General features: G+C 69.2%; 24 protein-coding genes and 1 tRNA gene. 12 read left to right on the top strand and 13 right to left on the bottom strand.

The genetic code is table 11. From position 1 onward, the window contains the following. The first annotated feature begins 93 nt into the window (after positions 1–93). Complete coding sequence (locus tag NKJ07_RS08360; RefSeq protein ID WP_318570128.1) at positions 94–675, top strand: DUF7524 family protein; 582 nt, start codon at positions 94–96, stop codon at positions 673–675. A gap of 33 nt (positions 676–708) precedes the next feature. Here the strand turns inward: NKJ07_RS08360 and NKJ07_RS08355 are convergent, their stop codons facing one another. Then, a complete protein-coding gene (locus NKJ07_RS08355; RefSeq protein ID WP_318570127.1) occupies positions 709–1,824 on the bottom strand; it encodes a DR2241 family protein in 1,116 nt (371 codons plus the stop codon). 193 nt (positions 1,825–2,017) lie between these two features. Further along, positions 2,018–3,343, bottom strand: coding sequence for an adenylosuccinate synthase (locus NKJ07_RS08350; protein WP_318570126.1), 1,326 nt, complete (start codon positions 3,341–3,343; stop codon positions 2,018–2,020). Positions 3,344–3,580: 237 nt separating this feature from the next. On the opposite strand from NKJ07_RS08350, the gene NKJ07_RS08345 reads away from it, so the two are divergent. Next, positions 3,581–3,886 (top strand): hypothetical protein, encoded by a 306-nt coding sequence (locus NKJ07_RS08345; protein ID WP_103425160.1) that lies wholly within the window; start codon positions 3,581–3,583, stop codon positions 3,884–3,886. An 88-nt stretch (positions 3,887–3,974) separates the two neighbouring features. Here NKJ07_RS08345 and NKJ07_RS08340 read toward each other — a convergent pair whose 3' ends face one another. After that, entirely contained in the window at positions 3,975–6,545 is a 2,571-nt protein-coding gene (locus tag NKJ07_RS08340; RefSeq protein WP_318570125.1) for a DUF7527 domain-containing protein, read from the bottom strand. Positions 6,546–6,668: 123 nt separating this feature from the next. On the opposite strand from NKJ07_RS08340, the gene NKJ07_RS08335 reads away from it, so the two are divergent. Further along, positions 6,669–7,454 carry a DUF547 domain-containing protein gene (locus NKJ07_RS08335; protein WP_318570124.1) on the top strand — a complete coding sequence of 262 codons (786 nt, stop codon included), beginning with the start codon at positions 6,669–6,671 and terminating at the stop codon, positions 7,452–7,454. 25 nt (positions 7,455–7,479) lie between these two features. Here NKJ07_RS08335 and NKJ07_RS08330 read toward each other — a convergent pair whose 3' ends face one another. Together NKJ07_RS08330 and NKJ07_RS08325 are read right to left on the bottom strand one after the other, a co-directional pair. Beyond that, a complete protein-coding gene (locus NKJ07_RS08330; protein WP_318570123.1) occupies positions 7,480–7,728 on the bottom strand; it encodes a CDGSH iron-sulfur domain-containing protein in 249 nt (82 codons plus the stop codon). Positions 7,729–7,753: 25 nt separating this feature from the next. Then, positions 7,754–8,119, bottom strand: a complete 366-nt coding sequence (locus NKJ07_RS08325; protein ID WP_318570122.1) for a hypothetical protein — start codon at positions 8,117–8,119, stop codon at positions 7,754–7,756. A 54-nt stretch (positions 8,120–8,173) separates the two neighbouring features. Between NKJ07_RS08325 and NKJ07_RS08320 the strand changes: the two genes are divergently transcribed. After that, a complete protein-coding gene (locus NKJ07_RS08320; protein WP_318570121.1) occupies positions 8,174–9,829 on the top strand; it encodes a potassium channel family protein in 1,656 nt (551 codons plus the stop codon). 694 nt (positions 9,830–10,523) lie between these two features. Here the strand turns inward: NKJ07_RS08320 and NKJ07_RS08315 are convergent. Beyond that, positions 10,524–11,375, bottom strand: coding sequence for a cytochrome c oxidase subunit 3 (locus NKJ07_RS08315; RefSeq protein WP_318570120.1), 852 nt, complete (start codon positions 11,373–11,375; stop codon positions 10,524–10,526). 88 nt (positions 11,376–11,463) lie between these two features. Here NKJ07_RS08315 and NKJ07_RS08310 point away from each other — a divergent pair, with 88 nt between their 5' ends. The 3 genes from NKJ07_RS08310 to NKJ07_RS08300 all read left to right on the top strand — a co-directional run bounded on the left by NKJ07_RS08310 (position 11,464) and on the right by NKJ07_RS08300 (position 15,157). Beyond that, positions 11,464–12,891, top strand: a complete 1,428-nt coding sequence (locus NKJ07_RS08310; RefSeq protein WP_318570119.1) for a hypothetical protein — start codon at positions 11,464–11,466, stop codon at positions 12,889–12,891. After that, positions 12,888–13,238 (top strand): DUF7410 domain-containing protein, encoded by a 351-nt coding sequence (locus NKJ07_RS08305; RefSeq protein WP_425504736.1) that lies wholly within the window; start codon positions 12,888–12,890, stop codon positions 13,236–13,238. The genes NKJ07_RS08310 and NKJ07_RS08305 overlap by 4 nt, the downstream gene beginning before the upstream one ends. Before the next feature lie 137 nt (positions 13,239–13,375). Then, positions 13,376–15,157 (top strand): PAS domain-containing sensor histidine kinase, encoded by a 1,782-nt coding sequence (locus NKJ07_RS08300; RefSeq protein ID WP_318570118.1) that lies wholly within the window; start codon positions 13,376–13,378, stop codon positions 15,155–15,157. Here the strand turns inward: NKJ07_RS08300 and NKJ07_RS08295 are convergent, their stop codons facing one another. Beyond that, complete coding sequence (locus NKJ07_RS08295; protein ID WP_318570117.1) at positions 15,158–16,234, bottom strand: phytoene/squalene synthase family protein; 1,077 nt, start codon at positions 16,232–16,234, stop codon at positions 15,158–15,160. A 184-nt stretch (positions 16,235–16,418) separates the two neighbouring features. On the opposite strand from NKJ07_RS08295, the gene NKJ07_RS08290 reads away from it, so the two are divergent. Continuing rightward, a complete protein-coding gene (locus NKJ07_RS08290; protein ID WP_318570116.1) occupies positions 16,419–17,564 on the top strand; it encodes an acyl-CoA dehydrogenase in 1,146 nt (381 codons plus the stop codon). Positions 17,565–17,610: 46 nt separating this feature from the next. On the opposite strand, the gene NKJ07_RS08285 is transcribed toward NKJ07_RS08290, so the two are convergent. Then, the gene (locus NKJ07_RS08285; protein ID WP_318570115.1) at positions 17,611–18,192 is read right to left on the bottom strand and encodes an RAD55 family ATPase; all 582 of its coding nucleotides are present in this window, start codon (positions 18,190–18,192) and stop codon (positions 17,611–17,613) included. 176 nt (positions 18,193–18,368) lie between these two features. Here NKJ07_RS08285 and NKJ07_RS08280 point away from each other — a divergent pair, with 176 nt between their 5' ends. Beyond that, positions 18,369–18,644, top strand: coding sequence for a DUF7111 family protein (locus NKJ07_RS08280; RefSeq protein WP_318570114.1), 276 nt, complete (start codon positions 18,369–18,371; stop codon positions 18,642–18,644). 86 nt (positions 18,645–18,730) lie between these two features. Here the strand turns inward: NKJ07_RS08280 and NKJ07_RS08275 are convergent, their stop codons facing one another. Further along, positions 18,731–19,429, bottom strand: a complete 699-nt coding sequence (locus NKJ07_RS08275; RefSeq protein ID WP_318570113.1) for a protein sorting system archaetidylserine synthase — start codon at positions 19,427–19,429, stop codon at positions 18,731–18,733. A 168-nt stretch (positions 19,430–19,597) separates the two neighbouring features. Between NKJ07_RS08275 and NKJ07_RS08270 the strand changes: the two genes are divergently transcribed. Next, complete coding sequence (locus NKJ07_RS08270) at positions 19,598–20,038, top strand: plastocyanin/azurin family copper-binding protein (protein ID WP_318570112.1); 441 nt, start codon at positions 19,598–19,600, stop codon at positions 20,036–20,038. Between the two features lie 240 nt (positions 20,039–20,278). On the opposite strand, the gene NKJ07_RS08265 is transcribed toward NKJ07_RS08270, so the two are convergent. From NKJ07_RS08265 to NKJ07_RS08250, 4 genes are read right to left on the bottom strand one after another with little or no spacing between them, the layout of a single operon-like run. Further along, a complete protein-coding gene (locus tag NKJ07_RS08265) occupies positions 20,279–20,923 on the bottom strand; it encodes a 30S ribosomal protein S3ae (protein WP_318570111.1) in 645 nt (214 codons plus the stop codon). Next, positions 20,916–21,263, bottom strand: a complete 348-nt coding sequence (locus tag NKJ07_RS08260) for a KEOPS complex subunit Pcc1 (protein ID WP_318570110.1) — start codon at positions 21,261–21,263, stop codon at positions 20,916–20,918. The genes NKJ07_RS08265 and NKJ07_RS08260 overlap by 8 nt, the downstream gene beginning before the upstream one ends. Next, the gene (locus NKJ07_RS08255; protein WP_318570109.1) at positions 21,260–22,456 is read right to left on the bottom strand and encodes an exonuclease RecJ; all 1,197 of its coding nucleotides are present in this window, start codon (positions 22,454–22,456) and stop codon (positions 21,260–21,262) included. The genes NKJ07_RS08260 and NKJ07_RS08255 overlap by 4 nt, the downstream gene beginning before the upstream one ends. After that, complete coding sequence (locus tag NKJ07_RS08250; RefSeq protein WP_318570108.1) at positions 22,457–22,921, bottom strand: 30S ribosomal protein S15; 465 nt, start codon at positions 22,919–22,921, stop codon at positions 22,457–22,459. It abuts the gene before it with no gap. A 338-nt stretch (positions 22,922–23,259) separates the two neighbouring features. Here NKJ07_RS08250 and NKJ07_RS08245 point away from each other — a divergent pair, with 338 nt between their 5' ends. Further along, positions 23,260–23,544, top strand: a complete 285-nt coding sequence (locus tag NKJ07_RS08245) for a DUF7553 family protein (RefSeq protein ID WP_318570107.1) — start codon at positions 23,260–23,262, stop codon at positions 23,542–23,544. 103 nt (positions 23,545–23,647) lie between these two features. After that, positions 23,648–23,719: transfer RNA gene (locus NKJ07_RS08240), tRNA-Ala, on the top strand. Positions 23,720–23,730 lie beyond the last annotated feature (11 nt).

Below are 23,730 nucleotides of genomic sequence, written 5' to 3'. Positions count from 1 at the left end.
CGCCAAATCAGCCGCCGGCTCGAGACCGACGGCGGGCGTGAGTGGGACCGACGGAGCCTGAACCTTTTTGCCCCCCCGAGCAGAGTCGTAGGTGTGCCAGCGTCGCTACCCGTCGAGCTGAACCGTGGACGGCTCCACGCCCTCGAGGCAGCGGTCGAGTTCGTTACCGACGGGTCGTTTCGCGTCGAACTGACGAACCACGGCGAGGGCGTCCACGTTCACCTCCATCTGGACGACGACCTCTCGACGGTCGCCCGCATCGACAACGGGAACGTGTTCGTCGCCGGCGACACCACCACGCGGGTCGACGTCGTCGTCGACAGGGATCCGACGAACCCGGTCACCGGCAAGCTGAAAGTGTCGACCGGGTACGGGGCCGAAACCACCTACGTCGACGTGACGATCGAACCGGTCGAGGAGCAGCCCCGACAGGTCCCCGTCGACGAGTCGCTGTCGAAGCCCCCACAGCGGGAGCCCTCGGAGCCGTTTCTCGCCCGGCTCCTCGGCGCGCTCCCCGGGCCGAACGCGCTCCCGTTCGTCGTCTTCGTCCTCCTCGCGGTCGCCATCGCGATCGCCGCCGTCGTCGTCGTCGGGGCCACCAGCCCGGCCGTGCTCGTCGGCGTCGGCGTCGTCCTCGGCGGGGCCGTGGCGGCGCTCGTGTTCATCATGAAGTGAGCGGCGCGGGGCCGCCTCGCCTCGGTCCCGACCTCAGTCGTCCGTGGGCTCGGCTTCCGCCGCGTCCTCGTTCTCGTCGGGGTCGGTCGGCGTCCCGGCGAGGTTTCCGTCGTCGTCGAACAGCTTCGCACGGAGGAACCGCGCCCGGTAGCGGTTCGCGCCCTCGTACACGTCGGCCTCGCGGATCTCGCCGGTCCGGCCGTCGGCGACCGCGTCGACGATCGCCTCGACCTGCTCTTTCTCCGAGGGCGTGAGCTCGAACTCGTACGTCCGCGGCTCCTCGGCTTCGAGCTTGGTCCAGCGGCGGGCGGCGGAGACGACGAGCGAGCAGGGCTCCCGGCAGGGGAACACCCCATCGCCGCCGTCGACGTCGAGCTCCGTCTCCTCGTCGTACTGCCACTCGCGGCGTTTGAGACACTGCGAGTCGTCACAGCAGGCCTCGGCCACCCAGTTAACGTGTTCGTACCCCTCACCGCGGTCCCAGGTCTTGACGACGCCGTACATCCCCGTCTGGCGTTCCATCGTCTCGCGCCAGTGGCTCACGTCAAGGTCCCCTTCGCGCTCGCGGTGCCAGTTGGCGATCGTCGCCGGGTAAAACGCCTCGACCGCCTCGACGAGCTCCGTCGGTCCCAACCCGGTGAACCGCCACCCCGTCCGTAGCGACGGTGCGGTCTTCAGTGGCCGGTACCGGTCGCGTGTGTCGGTCGTGGCGATGTCACGGGCGGCCAGCGGGTCGTCGTACGCGTCCAGGCTGTCGGCGTCGCGATCCGCGTCGTCGACGTGCCGGAGGTGGTACCGCCGCCGGCCGGCCTCGCCCAGGCTCACCGTTATCTCCAGCTCGCCCCAGTCGGTCGCCACGCCGTCGGCGAGCGCGTCGTAGCGGTCGTCGACGCCGCCGGAGGGTTCGAGCCACCGGAGGAACGCCCAGCGGTCCGCCTTCTGGGGGGCGACCGCGTGCCAGAAATACCAGTTCGTCGCGTGTCTCGACTCCGCGGCGACCGCACGAATGCTGGACTCGTCGAGTCCAGTGTGGGTCGCCGCGGGGGTCTCGAACGCGTAGCCGTCCGCCGCCCGCTCCACGCGCAGGTCGTCGAAGCTGATGCCGTCCGGGGCGGTGGCCACCAGCGCGTCCACGTGCTCGCCGGTCATGTTCGACGGCAGGGACCGGAGCAGAAAAAGTCGGCCGGTTCGCGGCTCGGGGGACGGTATCTTTGTGTCACCAGCCACCTCGACGAGGCGTTCGCCGCCCGCGGCGTAGCCGCCCCCGGCTGCGAGGCCGTGCTCGGCGCGGTTCAGGGGCTGAAGCCGGCGGAACTCGGCGAGTGACCGGGAGAGAGCCGCGTTACCGTTCGAACGGGTCGTGCAGTTCGATCGTCTCTGCACGATCGGGGCCGACCCCGACGGCGTAGATCGGGACGCCGACCGCCGTCGAGACGTAGTCGAGATACGCCCGGGCGTTCTCGGGGATCGCCTCGTAGCCCGCCTCGGCGACGGCGGTCCAGTCGACCTCGGGCCACGGCTCGAACTCCTTCAACACGGGCTCACACCGCGCCCACTGCTCGGTCGTCGTCGGCACCGTCTCGATCTCGTCGCCGTCGAACGCGTACGCGTGGCCGACTTTTACCTCGTCGAGACCGGCGAGTACGTCGAGGTGGTTGACCGCGATCCCGGTGAACCCGTTCGCGCGAGCGGCGTGTCGCAACATGGGAACGTCGAGCCAGCCGATCCGCCGCGGTCTGCCCGTCACCGTGCCGAACTCGCCGCCCTTCTCGCGGATGTGATCGGCGAGCGGCTCGTCTGTCCCCGTCAGCTCCGTCGGGAGCGGGCCCGTGCCGACTCGCGAGAGGTAGGCCTTGACGATACCGACGACTTCGCCCTGGCCGACGACGGTCGGTCCGACGCCCGATCCGACGGCCGCGCCGCCGGCGGTGGGATTCGAGGAGGTGACGTACGGGTAGATGCCGTGGTCGATGTCGATACTCGTCCCCTGTGCCCCCTCGAAGAGGAGTTCGTCGCCCGCCTCGTGGCGCTCGTGGAGGTACTGCCCCGAGTCGACGGTCATCCCCTCCTCGGCGAGACGCTCGCCGATGGCGGCGTACTCCTCGTGGAGGGCGTCGACGTCAAACGCCTCGCCTGCGTCGAGGCCGAACACCTCCTCGACGAGCGCGCGCTTCTGCGGGACGACGTAATCCAGGCGGTCCCGGAGCACCGCCGGGTCGAGGAGGTCGCCAACGCGGATGCCGCGGCGACCGGCTTTGTCCTCGTACGTCGGGCCGATCCCCCGCCCGGTGGTCCCGGCGTCGAGGTCCGAATCCGACTTGGCCTCCTCCTCGATCCCGTCGAGGGCGCGGTGGTACGGCATGATGACGTGGGCGCGCTCGGCGACCCGGACGTCGGGTTCGAGGCCGCGCTTGCGGAGCGTATCGATCTCGTCGAAGAGGGTCCGTGGGTTGACGACACAGCCGTTTCCGAGGATACCGACCTTGCCGCGGACGGCACCGGACGGAACGAGCGAGAGCTTGTACTCGTCGCCGCCTTCCACGACGGTGTGGCCGGCGTTATCCCCGCCCTGGTAGCGGACGACGACGTCAGCAGCGCCCCCCCACAGATCGACGAGGGCCCCTTTGCCCTCGTCGCCCAACTGAGAGCCGACAATCGTGACGGTCATGGACGCGAATTTCCCCCCGGCGGTCAAACCGGTTACGGTCCGGTCACGCGATGCGTCGTCCGACCCGTCACCGCCCGCTCGCTCGCGGGTGTCCCTGAGTACGGCCGTCGGTCGGCATAACGTGTCGTGACGGTGCCAGAAGTGTTAACATGGTGTACCGTGTGGGAGTATACGATCGCTTTTCGTCCGCCCCCGAGGGCAACGTTTAAAACCTCCAAAGACAAGTTAACAAATGGCATGATAGATCGACTTGAGAAGGAAGTGGATATGTTGGAGCGGCATCTGCAGGTGTTGAAGATGGTCATCGACAACGAGCCCATCGGCATCGTCAAGATGTCCAACGAGACCGGCTATCCACACCACAAGGTCCGCTACTCCCTTCGCGTTCTCGAGGAGGAGAACCTCATCGAGCCCTCCAGCCAGGGTGCGATCACGACCGAACGCACCGAGGAGTTCGTCGACGAACTCGACGAGAAACTCGACGACATCGTCCAGAAGCTTCAGTCGATGAAGATCGAGGACGCCGCCGAAATCGAGTCCTGAACTGTTCGTCGACCGCCCGTCGTACCGACCCCCGACCAACCTGATCCATCGCCCGCACCCGTCGGTCCGGATCGAGTGGCTCCTCTCGCTACAGTTCCGGAACGCTCAGGTGGAACTCGCCGTCCCTGGCTTCGACCAGACCGAGATGGTAGCCCCGTTTTCGTGAGAGCTTCACGAAGCTCTTCTTGCTGTTCCGGCTGAGGAGCCCGCCGGTCGTCTCCGACGTCACGGCGTCGAGCGCGTCCGGCTCGAAGAAGGAGGTGGTGACGAAGAACGCCCCCCCGAGGGTGTCCTTCGAGGTGCCGACCGCCCGCGCGCCCTCGACGAGCGAGCCGACCGCCCCCGCGGTGGTCGCGTTCCGTTCCGTGTTGAGGTTCGCGACGAACAGGGGGTCGCCCATCGAGTCTCGGAAGACGAGGTCGAACGTTCGGGCCTCGTGGCTCTCCCCGCCGTCTCCTTCGACCGTGACCGACACCTCCCCGTCGAACTGTACACGGTCGATCTCGGGGATTCGGTCGAACAGCGCCGACAGGTCCGCTCTGTGCCCCGAGCGCCCGATCTCGTACAGCAACTCCTCGACGACCCACCGTACGAACCCCCACTCGGTGGTCCCGTAGAGGAACGTCTCGTACGGTTCTCCGTCGACCGTCGCCGACTCGTTCTCGAAGGTGGTGTGGTACTCGATCCGAAGGTTCTCCACGACCGCGTCCTGTCTGGCCTCCCCGGCCCGTGCCGTCTCGAGCGTCGGCTTCCCCTTGCTCCGGTACCGCACGAACAGGTTGGTGCCCTCCCGTGCGGCCGCCGGAGACAGCCGCTCGGCACCCGCGTCGTCCCCCTCGGCTCCGGCCCGATCGACCGCCTCGCGGAGGCGCTCGATCTCGGATTCGAGGTCGTCGATGCGCGAGCGGTGCTCGTCGCGTTCGCGGGTGACCGCCTCCAGCCGCGACTGGAGAGTGTCGACCCGCGCGGCGAGTTCGTCGCGCTCGGACTCCGTCGCCGCCAGCTTCTCCCGGAGCGAGTGACGGTCCGCGTCGGGGGCGTCGGCGATCGCCCCGGCGGGCCCGCTCTCGGGTGCGTCCGTTGGCTCCGGGTCGGCTCCCGCCTCGACCGCTTCGGGTCCGCCGCCCGGCGGTTGCTCGGGTTCCTCGACCGACGCCTCCGATCCTTCGCTCTCGTGCGCGCGCGGCCCCTGCCGTTCGGCCGCTCCCTCGGTCTCGGCGGGACGCCCGGCCGGGGGCATCGACTCGTCGGGATCGAGCGCCGGGATGCGCCGTGTCTCCTGCCACTGGCGCTCCGCGCTGAAGGCGCCCTCGGCGGCCGCGGCGTCCGTCGGATCCGTCGACTCCGTTGCGTTCGTCGGCTCCGTCGGAGCCGCGTCGACACCCACCTCCGCATCGGTGTCGGCCTCGGCATCGTCGCCCGTGTCGTCCAGTCGGGCCATCCGCGGCTCGTCGGCCACGGTCGCGCCGTCGCCCTCGTCCACGGACGAACGGCCCGCGCCGTTCGCTGCCTCCGGTCCCGTGCCCGTGACCGCGTCGCCGAACGTCTCGGTGTCGTCTCCCTCGCCGAACGTCTCGGTGTCGTCGGTCCTGCGTCGTTCGTCGACTCCGTCGGGCTCAGCGGTGTCACGTGGTTCCTCGCCCCCGCTGTCGTCGGGATCACTCTCCCGCTCGTCGGCGGGCCCGATCTCTCTCCCTTCGTCGGCCGCTCCGTCACTCCCGTCGCTCTCCGCGCCCGCCTCGGCACGCGCCTCGCCGGTCGGTGGGCGGATGTCGTCTCCGTCCTGCGGTTCGGTGTCGCCGCCGAGACCGAAGTCCGCGGACGAGGCGGCCCGTAGCGACGGGCCGGAGTCGTACTGATTCTCGTCGTCACCGTCGGCGTCCGCGTCGGTGTGTGCTTCCGTCGTACCCGTCTCGTCCGCGTCGCCGCGGTCGCCGAACGTCACGGCCCCCGTCGCGGCTGGTTCGTCCGCTGGGGGATCGTCGCCATCGTCGCCGTCAGTCGTTTCGAGCGACCCTCCAGCCTCGGCTCCGACTCCGGCCGTGGCTCCGTCCTCGTCGGTCATCGCTCCGTCACGATCGACCGACGAGTCCCGGTCGGCGGCGGCCTCGTCGGCCGATTCGCCGGGGATATCCACGACCGTGATGTCGACCGCGTTGACGTCGTAGATTCCGACCTCGTCGGCGGCGAGCTCGAACGCCTCCTCGTCGGTGACCAGGCGCTCGCTCGCCCCGACGTAGGCGACACTCATCGACCGTCCGCCGTGGTAGACGACGTAGTAATCGCCCGAGAGGACGTTCTCGGAGAGTTCGACGTAGCCGGTGAAGTTCCCAGCTGACAGCGTCCGATCGACCTCTTCGAGTGGCGTCTTCTCGGTGTAGTACTGCCCGCGGGTCTCGCCGCCGGTTTCGCGCATGGCGAACAGGAGTGCGAGCGCGGGCTCGAGTGCCCGGTACGCCGTGAGGTCGGCGTCGGCGAACTCCTCGATGTCGCCGTCGAAGACACCGACGATCCGGCCGTTGAGGAAGAACGCCCAGGCGAGGCCCGCCGTCACGGCACCCGAGAAGTCGTCGGCCGCGAGCGACCGGAGTCCCGCGTATCCCGACCCCGCGGTGACCGACTCCCATCCGGTCACCGTGCCGGTGATCTCTGGGTCCATTTGGCACAGTATCGAGGGAAACACGTGAAATACTTTCCCCCGGCGTATCTCCGGTGATAACGCGTGGCGTGTCGAGTGCACACCCCCGCGCCGTTTATTTGACGCCGGCCGATACTCGTCTGTATGAGCGAGGTCCGCGACCCCGTCGAACGGTCAGCGCGGCTCCTCCGGGCGGCCCGCACGGGCGAGGCGGCGACCGCGGCGGAGATCCGGCGGGAGCTCGCCGACTACGCTTCGGCCGACCTCGCGGCGGCCCTGTCGGACGCCGACGCGCGGACGGCGTTCTGGCTCAACACGTACAACGCGACCGTCCAGGACGACCTCCGCGACGACCCCGCTCGCTACGACTCACGGCTCCGCTTTTTCGTCGCCGACCGCGTCACCGTCGCCGGGCGTCGACTGAGCCTCAACGACATCGAACACGGGATCCTCCGCCGGTCGAAATCGATCTTCGGGCTCGGTTACCTCCCTCGACTGCTTCAGTCACGGTTCGAGCGGACCCACCGCGTCACGGAACTCGACGCTCGGATCCACTTCGCGCTCAACTGCGGGGCGGCGAGCTGTCCGCCCATCGCCGCGTACTCCCGCGAGCGGCTCGACGAGGAACTCACGCTCGCCAGCCGTTCGTATCTCGGATCCGAGGTCGAGTACGACCGCGAGGCCGGCGTCGTTCGCGTCCCGCAGCTCCTGCTGTGGTACCGTGGCGACTTCGGCGGCCGCACGGGAATCCTCGACTACCTCCGCACGTACGGCCCGCTCTCGGGCGACGCCGCGCCGAAGCTCCGCTACCGATCCTACGACTGGTCGCTGGAACTGGAGAACGCCCTCGACTTCGACGACGTCGACACGACGGACCGCCCCAGTGAGACGCGGAGCGACGAGGGACGGGCGGTCGAGACCGAGGGCTGACGGTTCGGTCGCCGCGCCGCCCGTCTCACTCGGACTCGCCGTCGGCACCGGTTCGGTGCGCGTAGACGAACTCGACCACGCGGCGCTCCCCGTCGACGTACTTGTGTCTGACACCCGGCTCTTCGTCCTCCGTCCGACGGTGAGAGCCGTCACAGAACGGGGGGGTCGCGGTGATTCCACACCGGCAGACGGCCACGTCGCCGTACTCCTCGTCGATGTCGTCGGTGGTGAGTTCGTACGGTCCGCGGGCCGTGTGTGTGACTTCTCGCGCCATATCCGGCGTCTCGACCGGACGCGGCTTAGTGGTTCTCCCGTCTCCACAGCCGTCGCCACGCGACGTGTCCACCGAGCAGTCCCAAATAGGTACAGAGCCCCGCGCTCAGCGCCGTCAGCACCCACGGCCCCGCGACGACGGCGAGACCGACGCCGCCGACCACGCCGACGCCGACCGCGGCCGCCTGGACCCGCCGATCGGCCCAGACGGCGCGCACGCGCGAGGGATCGATCGACAAGAGGAGTTCGACGGCGACCGCACCCCCCGTTCCGAGCGCGACCACCGTCGGCGAGAACGGCGCGTCGAGGACGACCGCAGCGGCGGCCACGGGTGCCAGCACCGCGAGCGTCAACGCGGCGTCACGACGTGTCGTTCCGCCGCCGTCTCCCATATCCTATCGAAGGACGGTGTGCTTTTATTCCCCGCGGGTCGAAGCCGGGGTATAATGTCGCAGGCCGTCGCCGACGGGGCCCTCACCGAGGCGCGTCGGCGCGTGCTCGTTTATCTCGGCGTGGCCGCGGTCGTGATGCTCGCCTACGCGGTCGTCTACCAGTGGGCGATGGGCTACTTCGAGAGCACGCAGGTCAGCTACGTCGAGTCCCTCCACGTCGTCGTGGAGACGTTCACCACCACGGGCTACGGTGAGGACGCCAACCGCTGGTCGACGAACGGCATGTGGTTCCTGATGATGGCCATGCAGTTCACCGGCCTCGCGCTCTTTTTTCTCACGCTCCCCCTCTTTTTGGTGCCGCTCGTCGAGGAGTCGCTCCGGACCGCGCCGCCGACGTCGACGTCGCTCACGGATCACGTCGTCATCTGCGAGTTCACACCGCGGGGGCGTACCCTCGTCGGCGAACTGGCGTCGATGAGCACGGACTACGTGATCGTCGAACCCGACCGGGAGCGCGCGCGTGCGCTCGACGTCGACGGCTACTCCGTGACCCACGGCGACCCCGAGTCCGTCGACGACCTCGAAGACGCCAACACGGCCGAAGCGGTCGCGCTTGTCGCCGACGCCGACGACGAGACCAACGCCAGCATCATCCTCTCGGCGAAGCAGGTCTCGGACGACATCCGCGTCATCAGCCTCATCGAGAACGCGGACCTCGCCGACTACCACCGCTACGCCGGTGCCGACAGCGTCGTCTCCCCTCGTCGGTTGCTCGGCGACAGCCTCGCCAGCAAGGCCGCCACGTCGATCTCGACCGATCTCGGGGACGCCGTCGAGATCGCCGAGGACTTCGAGATCGTCGAACTCCTCGTCCAGCGTGGGGCCAAGGTCGAGGGCGAGACGATCGCTGACTCGGGCATCGGACGGGAACCCGGGGTCAACATCATCGGCGCGTGGTTCCGCGGCGAGTTCATCTCGCCGCCCCCGCCGGACGAGGTCATCGACGAACACACGATCCTCCTGGTGACCGGCCGGGAGGACCAGATCGACCGACTGAAAGAGCTCACGCTCTCGGAAGCCAGACGCTACCGGCGGGGGACCGTCGTCGTGGTCGGCAACGGCGAGGTCGGTTCGACCGCCGCCGACGCGCTCGTCGCCGCCGAGGTGCCGTCGGTCGTCGTCGATCTGGCGGAGAAGCCCGGCGTCGACGTCGTCGGCGACATCACGGAGCGGCAGACGATCCGCGAGGCGGGCGTCTCCGACGCACGGAGTGTCATTCTCGCGCTCGACAACGACACCACGGCGGTGTTCGCGACGCTCGTCATCAACCAGGTCGCGCCGGGGATCGAGATCATCGCCCGGGCGAACGAGGCCGAGAGCATCCCCAAACTCTACCGTGCCGGTGCGGAGTACGTCCTCGCGCTGGCGACCGTCTCGGGTCGGATGCTCGCGTCGAACCTGCTCGACGAGGAGGTCATCGCGCCGGAGGCTCAGCTGGAGATCGTACGGACGACCGCCCCCGCGCTGGTCGGCACGAGCCTCGCCGAGGCGGACGTCCGCGCGCGGACCAACTGCACCGTGATCGCCGCCGAGCGCAACGGGACGCTCATCACTGAGGTCGGCCCGGAGTTCGTCGTCCAGACGGACGACACGCTCGTCGTCGCCGGTCCCGACCGCGACGTCAACCGCTTCAACGAACTGGTCGGTTGAGGGCTGGCCGACGGCACTCCACAGACCACGACGCGACGTGCCGTGCTCCGCGGGACGCGCCGTGGCTCGTGTTCAACGCACGGGATCGGTGGCTGCGGTATCAGTTATGAACGTTCGGTCAGCGTGTGTTCGGGCATCGGGCTGCTGATCGACCCGTTCCCAGTGAGACGTCGTCGGGAGCCGGTCGAGATGGGGAGTATTCGAGCCGGTCGAGATGATGAGTGACCGGTGTGCGGCGAAACGTCTCACACGCCGAACCGCCGTAGGCGATTCGAGCCTGCACCCGCTCCGCTCGTGAAGACCTCTCCGACCGGTCGCTCACGCCTCCGTTCGCTCGTTTTACTCGCTCACTTCCGCGCGCCGACCGCCGCTCCGATCGCGGTGGCTCGCGGCGTCGCGGATGCCCGTCCGCGACTGACGCGCGAGGGATGAGCGAGCGAACGGAGTGGGTGAGCGAATCGGCTGAGGAGTGGGTGGCGACGCCGCCTTGGTGGCCGCGTTCGACTCGCCCTGCGGTCCGGACTCCCGACGATCCGTTCCGGAGTGGGTCGGTTCCCGTGTCACACCCGGATCCGTTGCACACCGGACCCCGACTCGTCGCACGACTGACTCCAAAACAAGCGTTGCGCCGACAACCCGTGTCAGCGCTCCGTGCCGCTCCGTCGAACCAGAACCGCCCTGGGTCGCCCGCCTGTCACCCGAGTTCCGCGCCGGCGTACAGCACGACCACGAGGAAGATCCAGACGACGTCGACGAAGTGCCAGTACATCGACGCGGTCGACACCGAGACGTGCCGGTCGGCGGAGTACTGCCCAAACAGCGCGCGGACGAAGACGATGCCGAGGATGACCGCTCCGAGCGAGACGTGCAGGCCGTGCAGGCCGGTGAGCCCGAAGAAGGCCGACGCGAAGATGCCCGATTCGAGCGTGAAGCCCTCACGGATGATGAACTCGTAGTACTCGAGCACCTGTCCGCCGATGAAGACGACTCCCAGGAGGAGCGTCACCGCGAGTCCAAGGATGAAGTTCCGCCGGTTCTCGTTGCGGATGGCGACGTGCGCCCAGTGGAGGGTAAACGAAGACGCCACCAGCAGGGCGGTGTTTGCGAGGACGAGCGAACTCGTCAGTGCCGGGAGCTCTTGCGGGGGCCAGGTGCCCGCGCGGATGAAGAAGTAGTAGGTGAACACCGCGCCGAATGTCGCGAGTTCCGATCCCAGAAAGGCGATCATCCCCCATCTGAGCTTCGTCTCGGAGTGGTGGCTGACGCCGCGGTCCCAGAAGTGGACGACGAAGGCGTGGTAGAGCCAGCCGTAGATGCCGACGAGGAACAGCCCGATGGAGCCGACGAACGTCGCCGGGCCGATCATCGGACCGACGATCGGTTCGGCTCCCTGTCCCATGATGTACAGCGCGGCACCGACGTAGATCCCCGCGCCACCGAGGGCGGTGATGAAGGGCCACCAGCTGGCCTCGCCGAAGCCCCGCGGCCAGTCTTCCACCGCCGGGAGGTGGTGACCGTGGTCCTCGTGAGATTCTTCGGTACTCATGGACGGGAGTTACGATTCGACTGGTAAAAATCCACCCAAACCGCCGCCGAGTCGCAACCTACTCTTCGCTCCGCTCCCTAGCGCGGCCATGGACCGTTTCAACCGACGCACGGCTCCCGGTGGTCGCGTCGGTCTGCGCTGTCGCCTCGTCGGACCGGGCGTCGTCGCCGTGTCGACGCTCTTCCTGCTGGTCGCGACGTCGGGAGTCGTCGCCGCCCACGGCGGGGCGGTCCGCGGGGCCGCCCGCGGGTCGATCTCTGTGCCGACGTGGCTGTTCCTCCTCACCGGCGGTGGCGTCGTCGGCGCGTCGTTCCTCCTCGCGAGCTTCGTCACCGACCGGGCGTTCGTCGTCGCCGTCCACGCCTGGAACCGCGCCCTCGCTGCCCCCGGGGTCGTCCTCAGCCGGTTCGGCCAGTTGGGCGGCGTCGTCGCGCTCGTCGCCGTCGTCGCCGTCGGGTTCGGCGGCCCCGACACGCCGACCCGGAACCTCGCAATCCTCGTCGTCTGGGTCGGCTGGTGGGGCGGCTACGTCGCCTCGACGTACCTCGTCGGGAACACGTGGCCCGCCGTCAACCCGTTCCGGACGATCGCCTCGCTCCTCCCGTCGCTCGACCGCCCGTACCCCGAGCGCCTGGGCGCGTGGCCGAGCGTCGCCGGCCTGCTCGCGCTCGTCTGGCTGGAGATCACCTCACCGCTCGCGGAGGACCCGCCGCTGCTCGCGACCGTCGTCGTCGCCTACGGCGTGGTCACCGTCGCCGGCGCGGTCGTCTTCGGCCCCGACCGGTGGTTCGAGACCGTCGACCCCCTCTCGCGGGCGCTCCGGTACTACGGCCGCGTCGCCCCCGTCGAGCGAACGGCGTCGGGGCTCCGGTTCCGGTTCCCCGGGGCGGCGCTCTCGGAGACGCGGCTCGTCACCGGCCGGGACGAGATCGCGTTCGTCGTCGCGATCCTGTTCGTGACGACGTACGACGGGGTCGTCGCCACCGGCCCGTGGGCGGCGTTCGCCCGATCCGTCGTCGGCGCGGGCGTCCCGCCGCTGGCCGTCTACCTCGGCGCGTATCTCGGCGGCTTCGCGCTCTTTTACGCCGCCTACCGGGCCGCGACCGGCGCCGCGCGCCGCACCGGCGACAGCTACCTCTCCGCGACGGAACTCGCCCGCCGGTTCGCGCCGTCGCTGCTCGCCATCGCCGCCGGCTACCACCTCGCGCACAACCTCGGCACCGTCCTCACGCTCGCGCCGACGTTCCTCGCCGTCGTCGCCGCGCCGCTGTCGCCGCCCGCGAACCCCCCGGCGCTGGTGATCCCGGCGTGGTTCGGCGCGGTCGACCTCGCGTTCGTTCTGCTCGGGCATCTGGTCGCCGTCTGGGTTGCCCACGCGACCGCCTACGACCTCTTCCCCAGCCGGCTCCAGGCCGTCCGCGCCCAGTACGGCGTCACCGTCGTCATGATCGCCTACACGATGGTGAGCCTCTGGGTCGTCGCCGAACCGTTCGTCACGCCACCGTTCCTCTCATGAGCCGGTCCGCTCCAGCCTCACCGCCGTCGACCGACGCGCCCCCGAACAGCACGGACGCCGGCGCGGACCCGACCACCGCCGCCCGAACCGCCGTCGAGACCGTGGTGCCACCGGACGGACCGGTCCACCGCTGTGCGTACTGTGACCGACCGTTCGCCGAGGAGTCGTACCTCGTCCTCCACCGCGGCCTCGCCCACGCCGACGAGCTCTCACCCGACGAGCGCGAGGCGTTCACGGCGGCGTACGACGACGAGGAAGCCGAGCTCCAGCGGTTCCGCATCGTCGCGCTCGGTCTCCTCGTCTTGCTGTACTTCGGATTCCTGTTCACGTTCGCAGCCGTGACGTGAGCGGCGAGCCCACCCGCCGACGCCGCGGTCACGACCGCCGTGACCGCCACTCCGTCCCCGCCGTGGGAACTCACTCACGGTCGACCCCGGGAGCGGAGCGTTGATTACCGGTCCCCGAGTATCGGGGGCGGTAGCAGATGACCTCCGAACCCTCGACGGAGACGCTCACGGAGATCCTCGCGCTCTTCGACGCCGGCGGGGAGCCCAGGGCGGCGACCGAGGTCGCCGACTGCCTCGGGCTGAGCCGCCGACGCACCGTCGCCGGACTCGACCGACTCGTCGACCGCGGCGACCTCGCGGCGAAGTCGGTCGGCACCGACGGCCGCGTGTGGTGGCGGCCGCTCCCGGCACGGGCGGACGCCGTGGACGACGCTGCGCGGGAGGCGGTCCAGGCGGGAGGACGCCCCCTCGGGGAGTTCGCCGACCGGGCCGCTGACGCCGTCTGGGCGCTCGACGACCGACTCCACTTCAGCTATGCGAACAGTCGCGCCCGGGAACTGCTCGATCTCGACGGGGCGGCCGTCGTCGGGACGGACGTGCGGGACGTCGAGGCGCTCCCTGATCGCCTCGCGGCCGCGCTCGTGGACACACACCGAACGCGGGAGCCGGTCCCGATCGAGGCGTACGCCGAGCCGTTCGACGCGTGGTTCGAACACCGGATCTCCCCCTCGGAGACGGGGCTGTCGGTCTACTCCCACGATGTCTCCGAACACAAGCGACTCGAACGTGAGCTCCGCACCGAGCGGGAGCAGTTCCGTGTGGCGCTGCAGAACTCGCCCGTCGTCGCGTTCAGACTGGATACGGATCTCCGCTACACGTGGGTCGGGAACCCGCGCGCCGGCTTCGACGCCGCGACCGTGGTCGGGAAGCGCGACGACGAACTCCTCGACTCGGCGGCCGCCGAGACGGTCATGGAACCGAAGCGGCGGGTACTCGAGACCGGCGAGGGTGTCCGCGAGGAGGTGACGTACGAACTCCCGACCGGCGAGGTCACGTACGATCTGACGATCGAACCGCTCCGCGACGACTCCGGGGAGATCGTTGGGCTCACCGCTGCGGCCCTGGACATCACCGAACGGAAGACGCACGAGCGCGAACTCCGGGAGAGAGAGGCGGAACTCCGCCGGCAGAACGAACGGCTGGAACGGTTTGCAAACGTCCTCTCACACGACCTCCGGAGCCCGCTCACCGTCGCCGACGCTCGACTCGAACTCCTCGCCGGACGGACCGACGAGACCGACCACGTCGACGCTATCCGCCGTGCACACCGCCGAATGGCGACGCTCATCGACGACGTCCTGACGCTGGCCCGGCAGGGTAACGCCGTCGTGGAGACGACCGCCGTCCCGCTCCGCCGGGTCGCGAGGCTGGCGTGGCAGCAGGTCGCGACCGGCGACGCGACCCTCGACGTCGTCACGGATCGGACGGTTCGCGCCAACGAGAGCCGCCTCCAGCAACTGTTCGAGAACCTGTTTCGGAACAGTGTGGAACACGGTTCCACAGGCAACTGGACTGCCACGCAGTCCGGTGACACCGTCGAGCACGGCTCGACGAGCCCTCGCTCGCCGGCTCGTGAGGACAGCGTGGAGTACGCCTTCACGAGCAGCCGGCCGGAGGCAGACGACAGCGTGGGACACGCCTCGGGAGCCTCCGGCGGTGCGACCGACGCCGACCGCGCGGGCGTGACCGTCCGCGTCGGCGCGCTCGACGACCACGCCGGCTTCTCCGTCGCCGACGACGGCCCGGGCATCCCCCCGGGCGAGCGCGAGCAGGTGTTCGACGACGCGTACTCGACGGGGGCGGGGACGGGGCTCGGGCTCGCCATCGTCCGGGAGATCGTCGAGAGCCACGGCTGGACGGTCACGGTGACGGACGGCGACGAGGGCGGCGCGCGCTTCGAGATCCGGGGAGCGCGCTAGTCAGTCGGCGCTCGTCCGCGCCAGATGGTACGGCTGGCGGTAGATCTTCTCTTTCAACTCCGCGAGCGAGTCCCGGCCGGCGTTGCCCGTCATCGTGCCCACGACGGCGAACACCTCCTGCCGTGAGATCTTCACGCCGCGGGTGGAGACGGCGTCCTCGGGCCGCGCGAGCAACTCCCGGAGGGTCCCCACGGCGAGGAGGAAGGGGATCGCCCACGCGGCGAGCGTGTTGCCGTCGGTGAGCGGGACCGTCTCGAGGTACGTCTGGGCGTCGTCGAGAAAGCCCGTCGCGTGGTCGGCGGTGCGTTCGACGACCGCCGCGGTTCCCGTCGCGTTCTCGGGGTCGAGGACGGCCTCCTGGCTGACGCCCTCCTCTTCGAGCCACTCCGCGGGGAGGTAGACGTTGTTCTCCTCCTCGTAGTCGTCGTGAACGTCCTTGGCGATGTTCACCAGCTGGAGGAGGAGTCCGAACTCCTCGGCGGTCTCGTACAGCTTCGTGCGAGTCTCGGAGGCGACGTCGCCGCGGGTGACCAGGTTCGTGATGAGATTCCCGACGGTGCCAGCCGCGTAGTAGCAGTACTCTTCGAGCTCCTCGCGCGACTGGATGCGGAGCCCGCCCGTCTCGGCGTAGCGCTCGACGAACATCGCCATTCCCTGGACGAGCTCGCGCGCGGGCGGTGTGACGGCCTCGCGGACGTCGTGCGGGAGGCCCTCGAAGGTGCGGACCACACGCGGGGCGTTGGCCACGACGCTCCAGTCCTCGGAGCGCTCTTTCTCGTCCGGGAGATACGGTTCGACGCCCTCGAGGAACGCCTCGATGGTGGTCTCGTCGTCAGGGTCGAGCGCCGCGTCGTAGCGGCGGAGGATCCGCGCCTGGGCCGCCGGCGGGATGTGGTCGGCGTCCTCAACGGTGTCGGCGATTCGACAGACGAGATAGCCGACGCAGATGTACGACGACATCGGCTCTTCGAGCACGTCCACGGTCAGGGCGAACGTTCGCGAAACCCCCTGGACCGCCTCGTGACACCACTCCAGATCGGCGTCGACCCCCGGTGGGCGGTCTACGTGTCTAGACATTCGAGATAGCCGGATGTAGGCATGGGGGCATAAAAAGTTCGTGGGACATACACTCGCCGAGCGAGGGGGCGTCGGTGTGTGGACTCGACTCACCGCGGTCGGCTCTGGCCGTCGTGGGTCCGCCCGGGGCCGAAGCGGGTCGCTCCGCGCCAACATTCAAGCCGGGACCCACCGAAGCGCGGGTATGGAGTTCGCCCTCACGACCGAACAGAGACAGATCCGCGAGATGGTCGCGGAGTTCGTCGACGAGGAGATCGTGCCGCGCGCGGCGGAGATCGACGAGGCCGACGAGTTCCCCCACGATCTCGTCGGGGAGATGGCCGACCTCGGCCTCCTGGGGATGCCGTTCCCCGAGGAGTACGGCGGCGCGGGCCTCGACTACCACTCGTACGCCATCGGCCTCGAAGAGATCTCGCGCGGCAGCGGCGGCCTCGGGACGGTCGTCGCCGCCCACACCTCCCTCGCCGGGAACATGCTCTACGAGTTCGGGAGCGAGACGCAGAAACAGGAGTACCTCGAACCGCTGAACCTCGGCGACGATATCGGCGCGTTCGCGCTCTCGGAGGCCGGCGCTGGCTCCGACGTGCCGGCGATGGAGACCGTCGCCAGAAAGGAGGGAGACGAGTACGTCGTCGACGGCTCCAAGCTGTGGATCTCGAACGGCTCGGTCGCCGACACGGTCACGCTGTTCGCCAAGACCGACGAGGAAGCCGGCAACCGTGGCATCTCCTCGTTCGTCGTCCGGCCGGACGAGGACGCGGGCTTCCACGTCGAGGGGACGGAGCACAAGCTCGGGGACAAGGGCTGTCCCACCGCTGAGTTGCGATTCGACGGGATGCGTCTGCCAGCCGACCGGCGCATCGGTGAGGAGGGCGAGGGGTTCGTCCAGGCGCTGAAGACGCTCAACGGCGGCCGCATCACCATCGCGGCGCGCGGCGTCGGTATCGCTCGCGCGGCGCTCGACGAGGCGCGTTCGTACGCGACCGACCGCGAGCAGTTCGACCAGCCCATCGGCGAGTTCCAGGCGATCAAACACAAGCTCGCGGACATGGACACGAAGCTCCAGGCGGCGAAGCTGCTCATGCACAGGGCCGCCGACCTGAAGATCCGCGACGAGTCCTACGTGAAAGAGGCCGCCCAGGCGAAGCTCTACGCGTCGGAGGTCTCGAGAGAGGTGGCGAACGAGGCGATCCAGATCCACGGCGGCTACGGCTACACGAAGGACTTCCCCGTCGAACGCTTCTACCGCGACGCGAAGCTCAACGAGATCTACGAGGGCACCTCCGAGATCCTCCGCAACACGATCGGCGATCAGGTCCTCGACGGCTGAGACGCGTCGTCGCGGCGCTTTCGTCTCTGGCCCGCCGCGCCGGCAGTCACTCGCAGGCGTAGGGGTTCTCTCGCGTCCCCGGCGGACGCTGGACGCGGAGGTACGGCGGTTCGTCGACGTACTCAACGAGCGAGGTGGAGCCGACGAACCCGCAGGGCGACTTCTGGAGCGTGACGTACTGCAAGCCGCCGTCTTCGAGCCAGATGTCGAGCACCTGATCGGTGGTGGAGCGGTAGAACGGCGCGACGCAGTCGTCGATCGTCTCGGGACTCGTCACGTGCAACAGCAATTCCTCGTCGTCGAGTGACTGGAGGGCGAGTTCGTCGTCGCCCTCGGTCGTCTGGCCGAGGGTGGCGTGGACGGAGACGAACGTCAGGTTCTCGTGGTCGACGTCGAAGCTGAATCCCGAGAAGGAGTCCCGTAGTTCGCCGATCGTCTGTTCGGTACCGACGTACAGACAGTCCTCGCCGGCGGCCAGTCCCGTCTGGCGGTACTGCATCGCGAGCGTGCTCTTTCCGGATCCCGGGCCGCCGGTCACGAGCACCGTGCGGTTCTCCGGAATCCCGCCGTTGAGCATCTCGTCGAGGACGGCGTCTCCGAGAGCGGCCCGCGCATCGCCATCTGACATGTGATGGTCCACTCCGGGTTCCGAGATATCTGTACCCCTGTCCCTCTCAGTTCTCGAAACCAGCCGGAGTTCGACTCTCGGCTCGGCCTCGGACTCGATCCGGTTCACCCTCGAACCGACTCGATCCGCTCTCGAAAACCGACAGCTTTCCCTGCCTCCGCTCCTTCCCGACAAGCATGAGCGAGGCCCGTGCGGACGACATCGGTGTGACCGCCCGCTACTACGAGACCGACACCGAGCGCGTCCTCGCGTTCGACCGCGACGGACGGACCGCGGCCGTCGCACAGAACCGCGAGGGGTACGCCATGTTGAAGATCCGGCCGACCGCCGACGGCGACGAACTCGAACGCTACTACGGCTTCGACATGGCGCTGGACCACGCCGGCGAACTCCTCGGCGTGAACCCCCACGATCTGCCCGTCCCCGACGCCGCCGCCGACATGGGGATGTGAGCGCGGGGGACGGACGCGCCGACGATGGACGGGCGTCGGGCGCGTGCGGTCCTCGCCCGTCCTCGCCCGAATCCCCCGAACCGTTCTCAGAGCCCGTCGCGCCAGTACAGGACCGGGGCCAAGAGGAGGTAGCCGAGCGCGAGAAACAGCAGGGCGTACGCGAACCCCCGGCCGTACCAGCCCCGGGAGACGACCGCCGCGAACTGGACGAGCCCCATCACGAGCGCGTCCTGTGCGTGGAGGTCGGGGTAGGTGATCGTGGTCACCATCAGGACGGCCAACACGAGCGTGAGCGGCACCAACACGACCGGATCGTCGAAGCCCGCGAGGACGGTCGCCGCGAGGACGGTCGCCGCGAGCGTCGTCTGGACGCCCTGCGTCTCGCTCACGTCCGTGTCGTACGCCGTGTACAGCCCGAGCCGGATGACCGCCATCGCGACGAACGCCGCCGGGAGGCCGACGCCCGCCACGAGCGGTCCCGGATCGACCGCAGCTCCGGCGACGAGCGGCCATTCGGCCTTGACGACGCAGGCGACGAGCAACGCCGGCGCGACCCCGAACGAGGCCACGTCGGCCAGCGAGTCGAGGTACGGCCCCGCGGGCGTCGAGCCGACCTTGCGGGCGACGACGCCGTCGAGCGCGTCGGTGATCGCCGCCAGGAGAATGACGCGGGCCGCGAGGCCCACGTCGACCGTCGCGGCGACCGCGGCGACGAAGCCCAGCCCCGCGTTCGAGACAGTGACGGCGTCCGCGAGGCCGAGCCGACCGACGAACCGCGGTTTCATACCTCCCGCGTGAACGAGAGCGGCTTTACGTCTTTACATCCGGGCGCGCTCGGCCGAGCCGTCGGCGTCTCTCGTCCCCTGTCGCGGCGGTCGACGGCCCGCCGTCGACGCTCTGTGAGCGGGTCCCAAACCACGCGACATTTACGCGCCCGGTCCTGACCGGTAGGTATGAGCCGTCTCAGCGACGCCGCCTCACGACGGCAGGTCCTCGCCGCCCTCGGCGTCACGGGGGTCGCCTCGCTCGCCGGCTGTACGGCGCTCGTCACCGGGAGCGGCGACGAGTTCGACGTCGGCATGACCGCGAACGCGTTCAACCCGCCCGAGATCACCGTCGCGGTCGGTGAGGAGGTCGTCTGGCACAACACCAGCGCCCGCGGCCACACCGTCACGGCGTACGAGAACGCCATCCCCGAGGAGGCCGACTACTTCGCCAGCGGCGGGTTCGACGGGGAGTCGGCGGCCCGCGAGGCCTGGCGCGAGGGGCTCGGCGGGAAGATCGACTCCGGGGAGTCGTTCCGTCACACCTTCGAGATCGCGGGCAGATACGACTACGTCTGCATCCCGCACGAACAGGCCGGGATGGTCGGGGCCATCATCGTCGAAGAGTAGCTGGCTCCGTGAGTGTTCTCGGTCGACACCCGTGGCACGTCGTGTGTTCGTGTAAGACGCGTGGGTTCGTGTTCGTGTAGCTTCGTGAATGGCATACGATGTAGAGGCGTCCACGAGGACCGTGCGCTCCCGTGCTCGCTCGTCTCTGCCGTTTCGATCCTGTCGCCTCGACCGCCCGGCGATCTCTCTCACCGTCGCGCCTCGTGAGTCAAAAAACCGTAACTCGCCTCCGACGGCGGCTCAGTCCTCGTCGACGGGGACTTCCTCGGCGTCGACGTCGACGGCGGCCTCCTCTTCGGCCTCGACCTCTGCGGGGCGGGCTTCGAGGGTGAGCTTCTGGACCTCCACCCGGCGGAGCGGGTAGATGACCTTGGCCTCGCCGTAGATCGCGGAGGAGAGCCGACCCTCGACGACGCTGTCGACGAGCTGTTCGTACGTTCGCTCGCTGGCGGCCTCCTCGACGATGTCGACCATCACCTTGCGGATGGCCTGCTCTTGGCTCCGGTCGGCCTTCTTCGTCGTGAAGGCCGCGGGCTGGAGCTGGACGCGGTAGTCGTCGGTCGTCAACACGGTGATGTTGGCGTCGACCTTCGACGCGCCGCGGCGCACGAGGCTCCGCAGGTAGTCGCGCGTGAGTTCGTGCTTGATGAACTCGGTGTACGCTGTATCGGAGGCGACCTCGGTGATCTTGAACGTGAGCTTGGTGTTGTTCGCACCGGCGTCGCCGGTGAGTTCGCCGAGCGTCACGTCGATGGTTCGTCCCTCTACTTTCTCCGGTTCGTCGGCGAAGGTGGTCCCCAGTTCCTCGCGGTCGAACTGTTCGGGTGCGAGGATGGTGTACCACCGCTTGCCGCGCTTCTGTCTCGAAACTGATCGTTCACTCATGGGTGTCGTGTGTGGTGTCTGTCTGGTCGTCTGTCGGTTCGGTTCTGTCTATCGGTGTGTCCGCCGTCGTGCCGTCCGCGTCGTCGGCCGCCGTCGCGTCGTCGCGTCCGGCCGCGGGCCGCCCTGCGTCGACGAGCCGGTCGGCCACGGTGAGGTTCACGACGTAGTCGTCGACCGACGAGTGGAGCCCGCCAGTCGCCTCGCGCTCGATCGTCGTCACGACCGCGTCGCCGTCGACGCGCGTCGTCATCGAATCGGTGTTGTCCGGCTCGACCGCGCCCGCGACGACCGCCGCGGCCTCGGGGGAGGCGTGCGTCGTCCGGAGCGCCGCTCGTCTCACGACAGTGCCTCCCGGACCGCCGTCTCGAACGCCTCGGCGTCGCCCGCGAACCGGGTGTCGGCCTCGCGGGCCGTCCCGTCGGCGTCCGCTGTCTCGACGGCCCTTCCGAGCGCGTCGGCCGCGTCGACCGCCTCGTCGTGGGTCGCCGCCGCGGCGATCCCGTCGGCGACGGCGAGCGCAGTGGGTTCCGGCGAGCGGAAGTCCCGCGCGAGTCGCGCGACGGTCCGCAGGCGGCCGGCCGTCCGTCGGGCGTGGACATCCGGCTCGGTGTCGTCCGAGTTCGCGTCCGCGCCCCCGTCGGCCGGGAGCGACACTCGAACGACGAAGACGCCCGTGTAGCGGGCCGTCTCGGCCTCGCGGAGCGCCGTGTGTGCGTGCCGCGCGTGCGTCCGCCACGCTTCCAGTGCCGGCGTCCGCGCGTCGTGACCGAGCGCGAGGGCGACCCCCGTTCCCGGCCGTTCGCGGGCGACCGCACAGAGCACGTCGCCGTACCCTTCGACGGTCGCGAAGGGGGCGTCGTCGAGCCTGAGCGGATTGAGCGCCCGCGCGACCGCTTCGGCCGCGCGCGGCGTCGCGCCGGGAGCCGTGGTCGTCTCGACCGCCGCGAGCGAGGCGACGCGCCGGCGTGCGTCCCCGTCGAGTTCGGCCGGCAGTCCCAGCTCGGCGAGCATCGCCCCTGCGGCGTCCGCCCCGTCCGAGAAGGGGGCGTGCAGGAGCGTCGAGTGGCCCAGGCCGTCGGCGAGGTCGGCGACCGGCACCCCCGCCCCGGGCGAGCGGTCGAGTCCCGCCACGTCGGCGAGCGTCGACACCGCGGGGTCGGTCTCGCTCGCGGCGACCCCGGCGAGCGCCAGCCGCGGGTCGGGGTCGGTCCCCAACTCGCGGGCGACCTCGAAGGCCATCGTCGGTGCCCGCGCCGGCTCCGCGAGCGTCAGGTCCGCGGGACCGGTCGAGCCCACGCGGAGGGTGAACGCGTCGTCGGTCACCGCGTACGCGGAGGCGCGCCGGACGCGCACCTGGAACGGGATCGCACGCTCGCGAAGCGCACGCGCGACGACGCCGCTGGCGGCGAGGGAGGCCCCGGTCGGCGCGGCGACGACCCGGACGAACCGGGCGTCGGCGAGCGCGTCGGCGACCTCCTCGGGCGTCGGCGCCTGTGGACCTCGTGGCGATTCCATGACGGCGGTGACGGACATCTACTCCAGCAGTTCGACGGCGACGTCGTAGCTGTAGGTGAACTCCTCGTCGAGTTCGTCGCCGCGGTAGTACTTGACCAGGCGGCGGATCTTCGACTCGGTGTTCTGTAGCGCGCGTTTGTTCTGGGCGTCCTGGGGGTTCGCCTCCATGTGCTCACGCAGGCGGATCGCCCGCTCCATCAGGTTGGTGAGGTCCTCGGGGAGGTCGCTCCCGGCGTCGTGTTCGTCGAGGACGGCCGTGAGCTTCTTGCCCGTCGCGAGTTTGACGTTCGGGATCGGCGTTCCCTTGACGCCCTCGTCGCGGAGCTTCATCCCGATCTGGGAGGGCTCGTACCCCTGTTCTGCGAGTTCGACGATTCGTGCTTCGACGTCGTCGGCGTCGACGTCGCTCCACTCCGGCGGTTCGTCTGCCACCGGCTTGTCCGAACTGGACGAGCCACGGCGGCGGGTGTGCATTCGTGCCATATGTGCGAATTGGAACCCACAGACCGCAGGAGAGCGCCGTGTCTATCGACTATCGACGCACTTCCGCAATCCCAAGTCCGAGCGCCGGACGAGTCAGATTTGCGGCCGTGCTGGTTCCCTATCTCATCGAGCCCGCCCTGCGAACTAAACGGTTACGACATCCCTCGCGGGCTCGTTTCGGGCCCGATGGACCGTCGGACCCCCACGATCCGCGCGAACCACCCGGCGAGGACGCGCACCATCCGGGACGAGACCGTCCGCCGTGGGGTTTCGAAGACGGTCAGTCGTTCTGTCAGGTGTCCTAGTGATATATGTGTGGCCGAGCCGACAGATCCTGCATGGCCCGCATCCGTGACGACCTCAAGGCCGCCAGCGACGAACTCTCGAAAGCACTCGACAGCGCCGGTGACGAGCTGAAGTCCGGCGTACAGCGCGCCTCTTCGCAGGTGTCGCGGCTGCTCGACGACATCGAAGCGGGGGCCGACGAGACCGAGGCCGAGGCACACGCGAAACTCGACGACCTGCTCGCGGACGTCGAACAGCTCATCGACCGCGCCGACGAGGAGACGACGGCGCACCTGGAGTCCGTCCGCGACCGACTCCGCGACGCGAAAGAGGACTGACTCCGCCGTTCTCCACGAGACCGCCTCCGTGAGAGCCAGTACCGCGCTCTCAGCGAGTCGAAGCCCTTAATACCGTAACCCGGATACGGACTGGTGCGACAGCGGGCTCGTAGATCAGTGGTAGATCACTCCCTTGGCATGGGAGAGGCCCCGGGTTCAAATCCCGGCGAGTCCACTACCGTTCCT

The organism is Salinigranum marinum (genome assembly GCF_024228675.1).
Lineage (GTDB): Archaea > Halobacteriota > Halobacteria > Halobacteriales > Haloferacaceae > Salinigranum > Salinigranum marinum.
The sequence above is the reverse complement of the archived record's forward strand: the minus strand, read 5'-3'. Positions and strand labels throughout refer to the sequence as shown.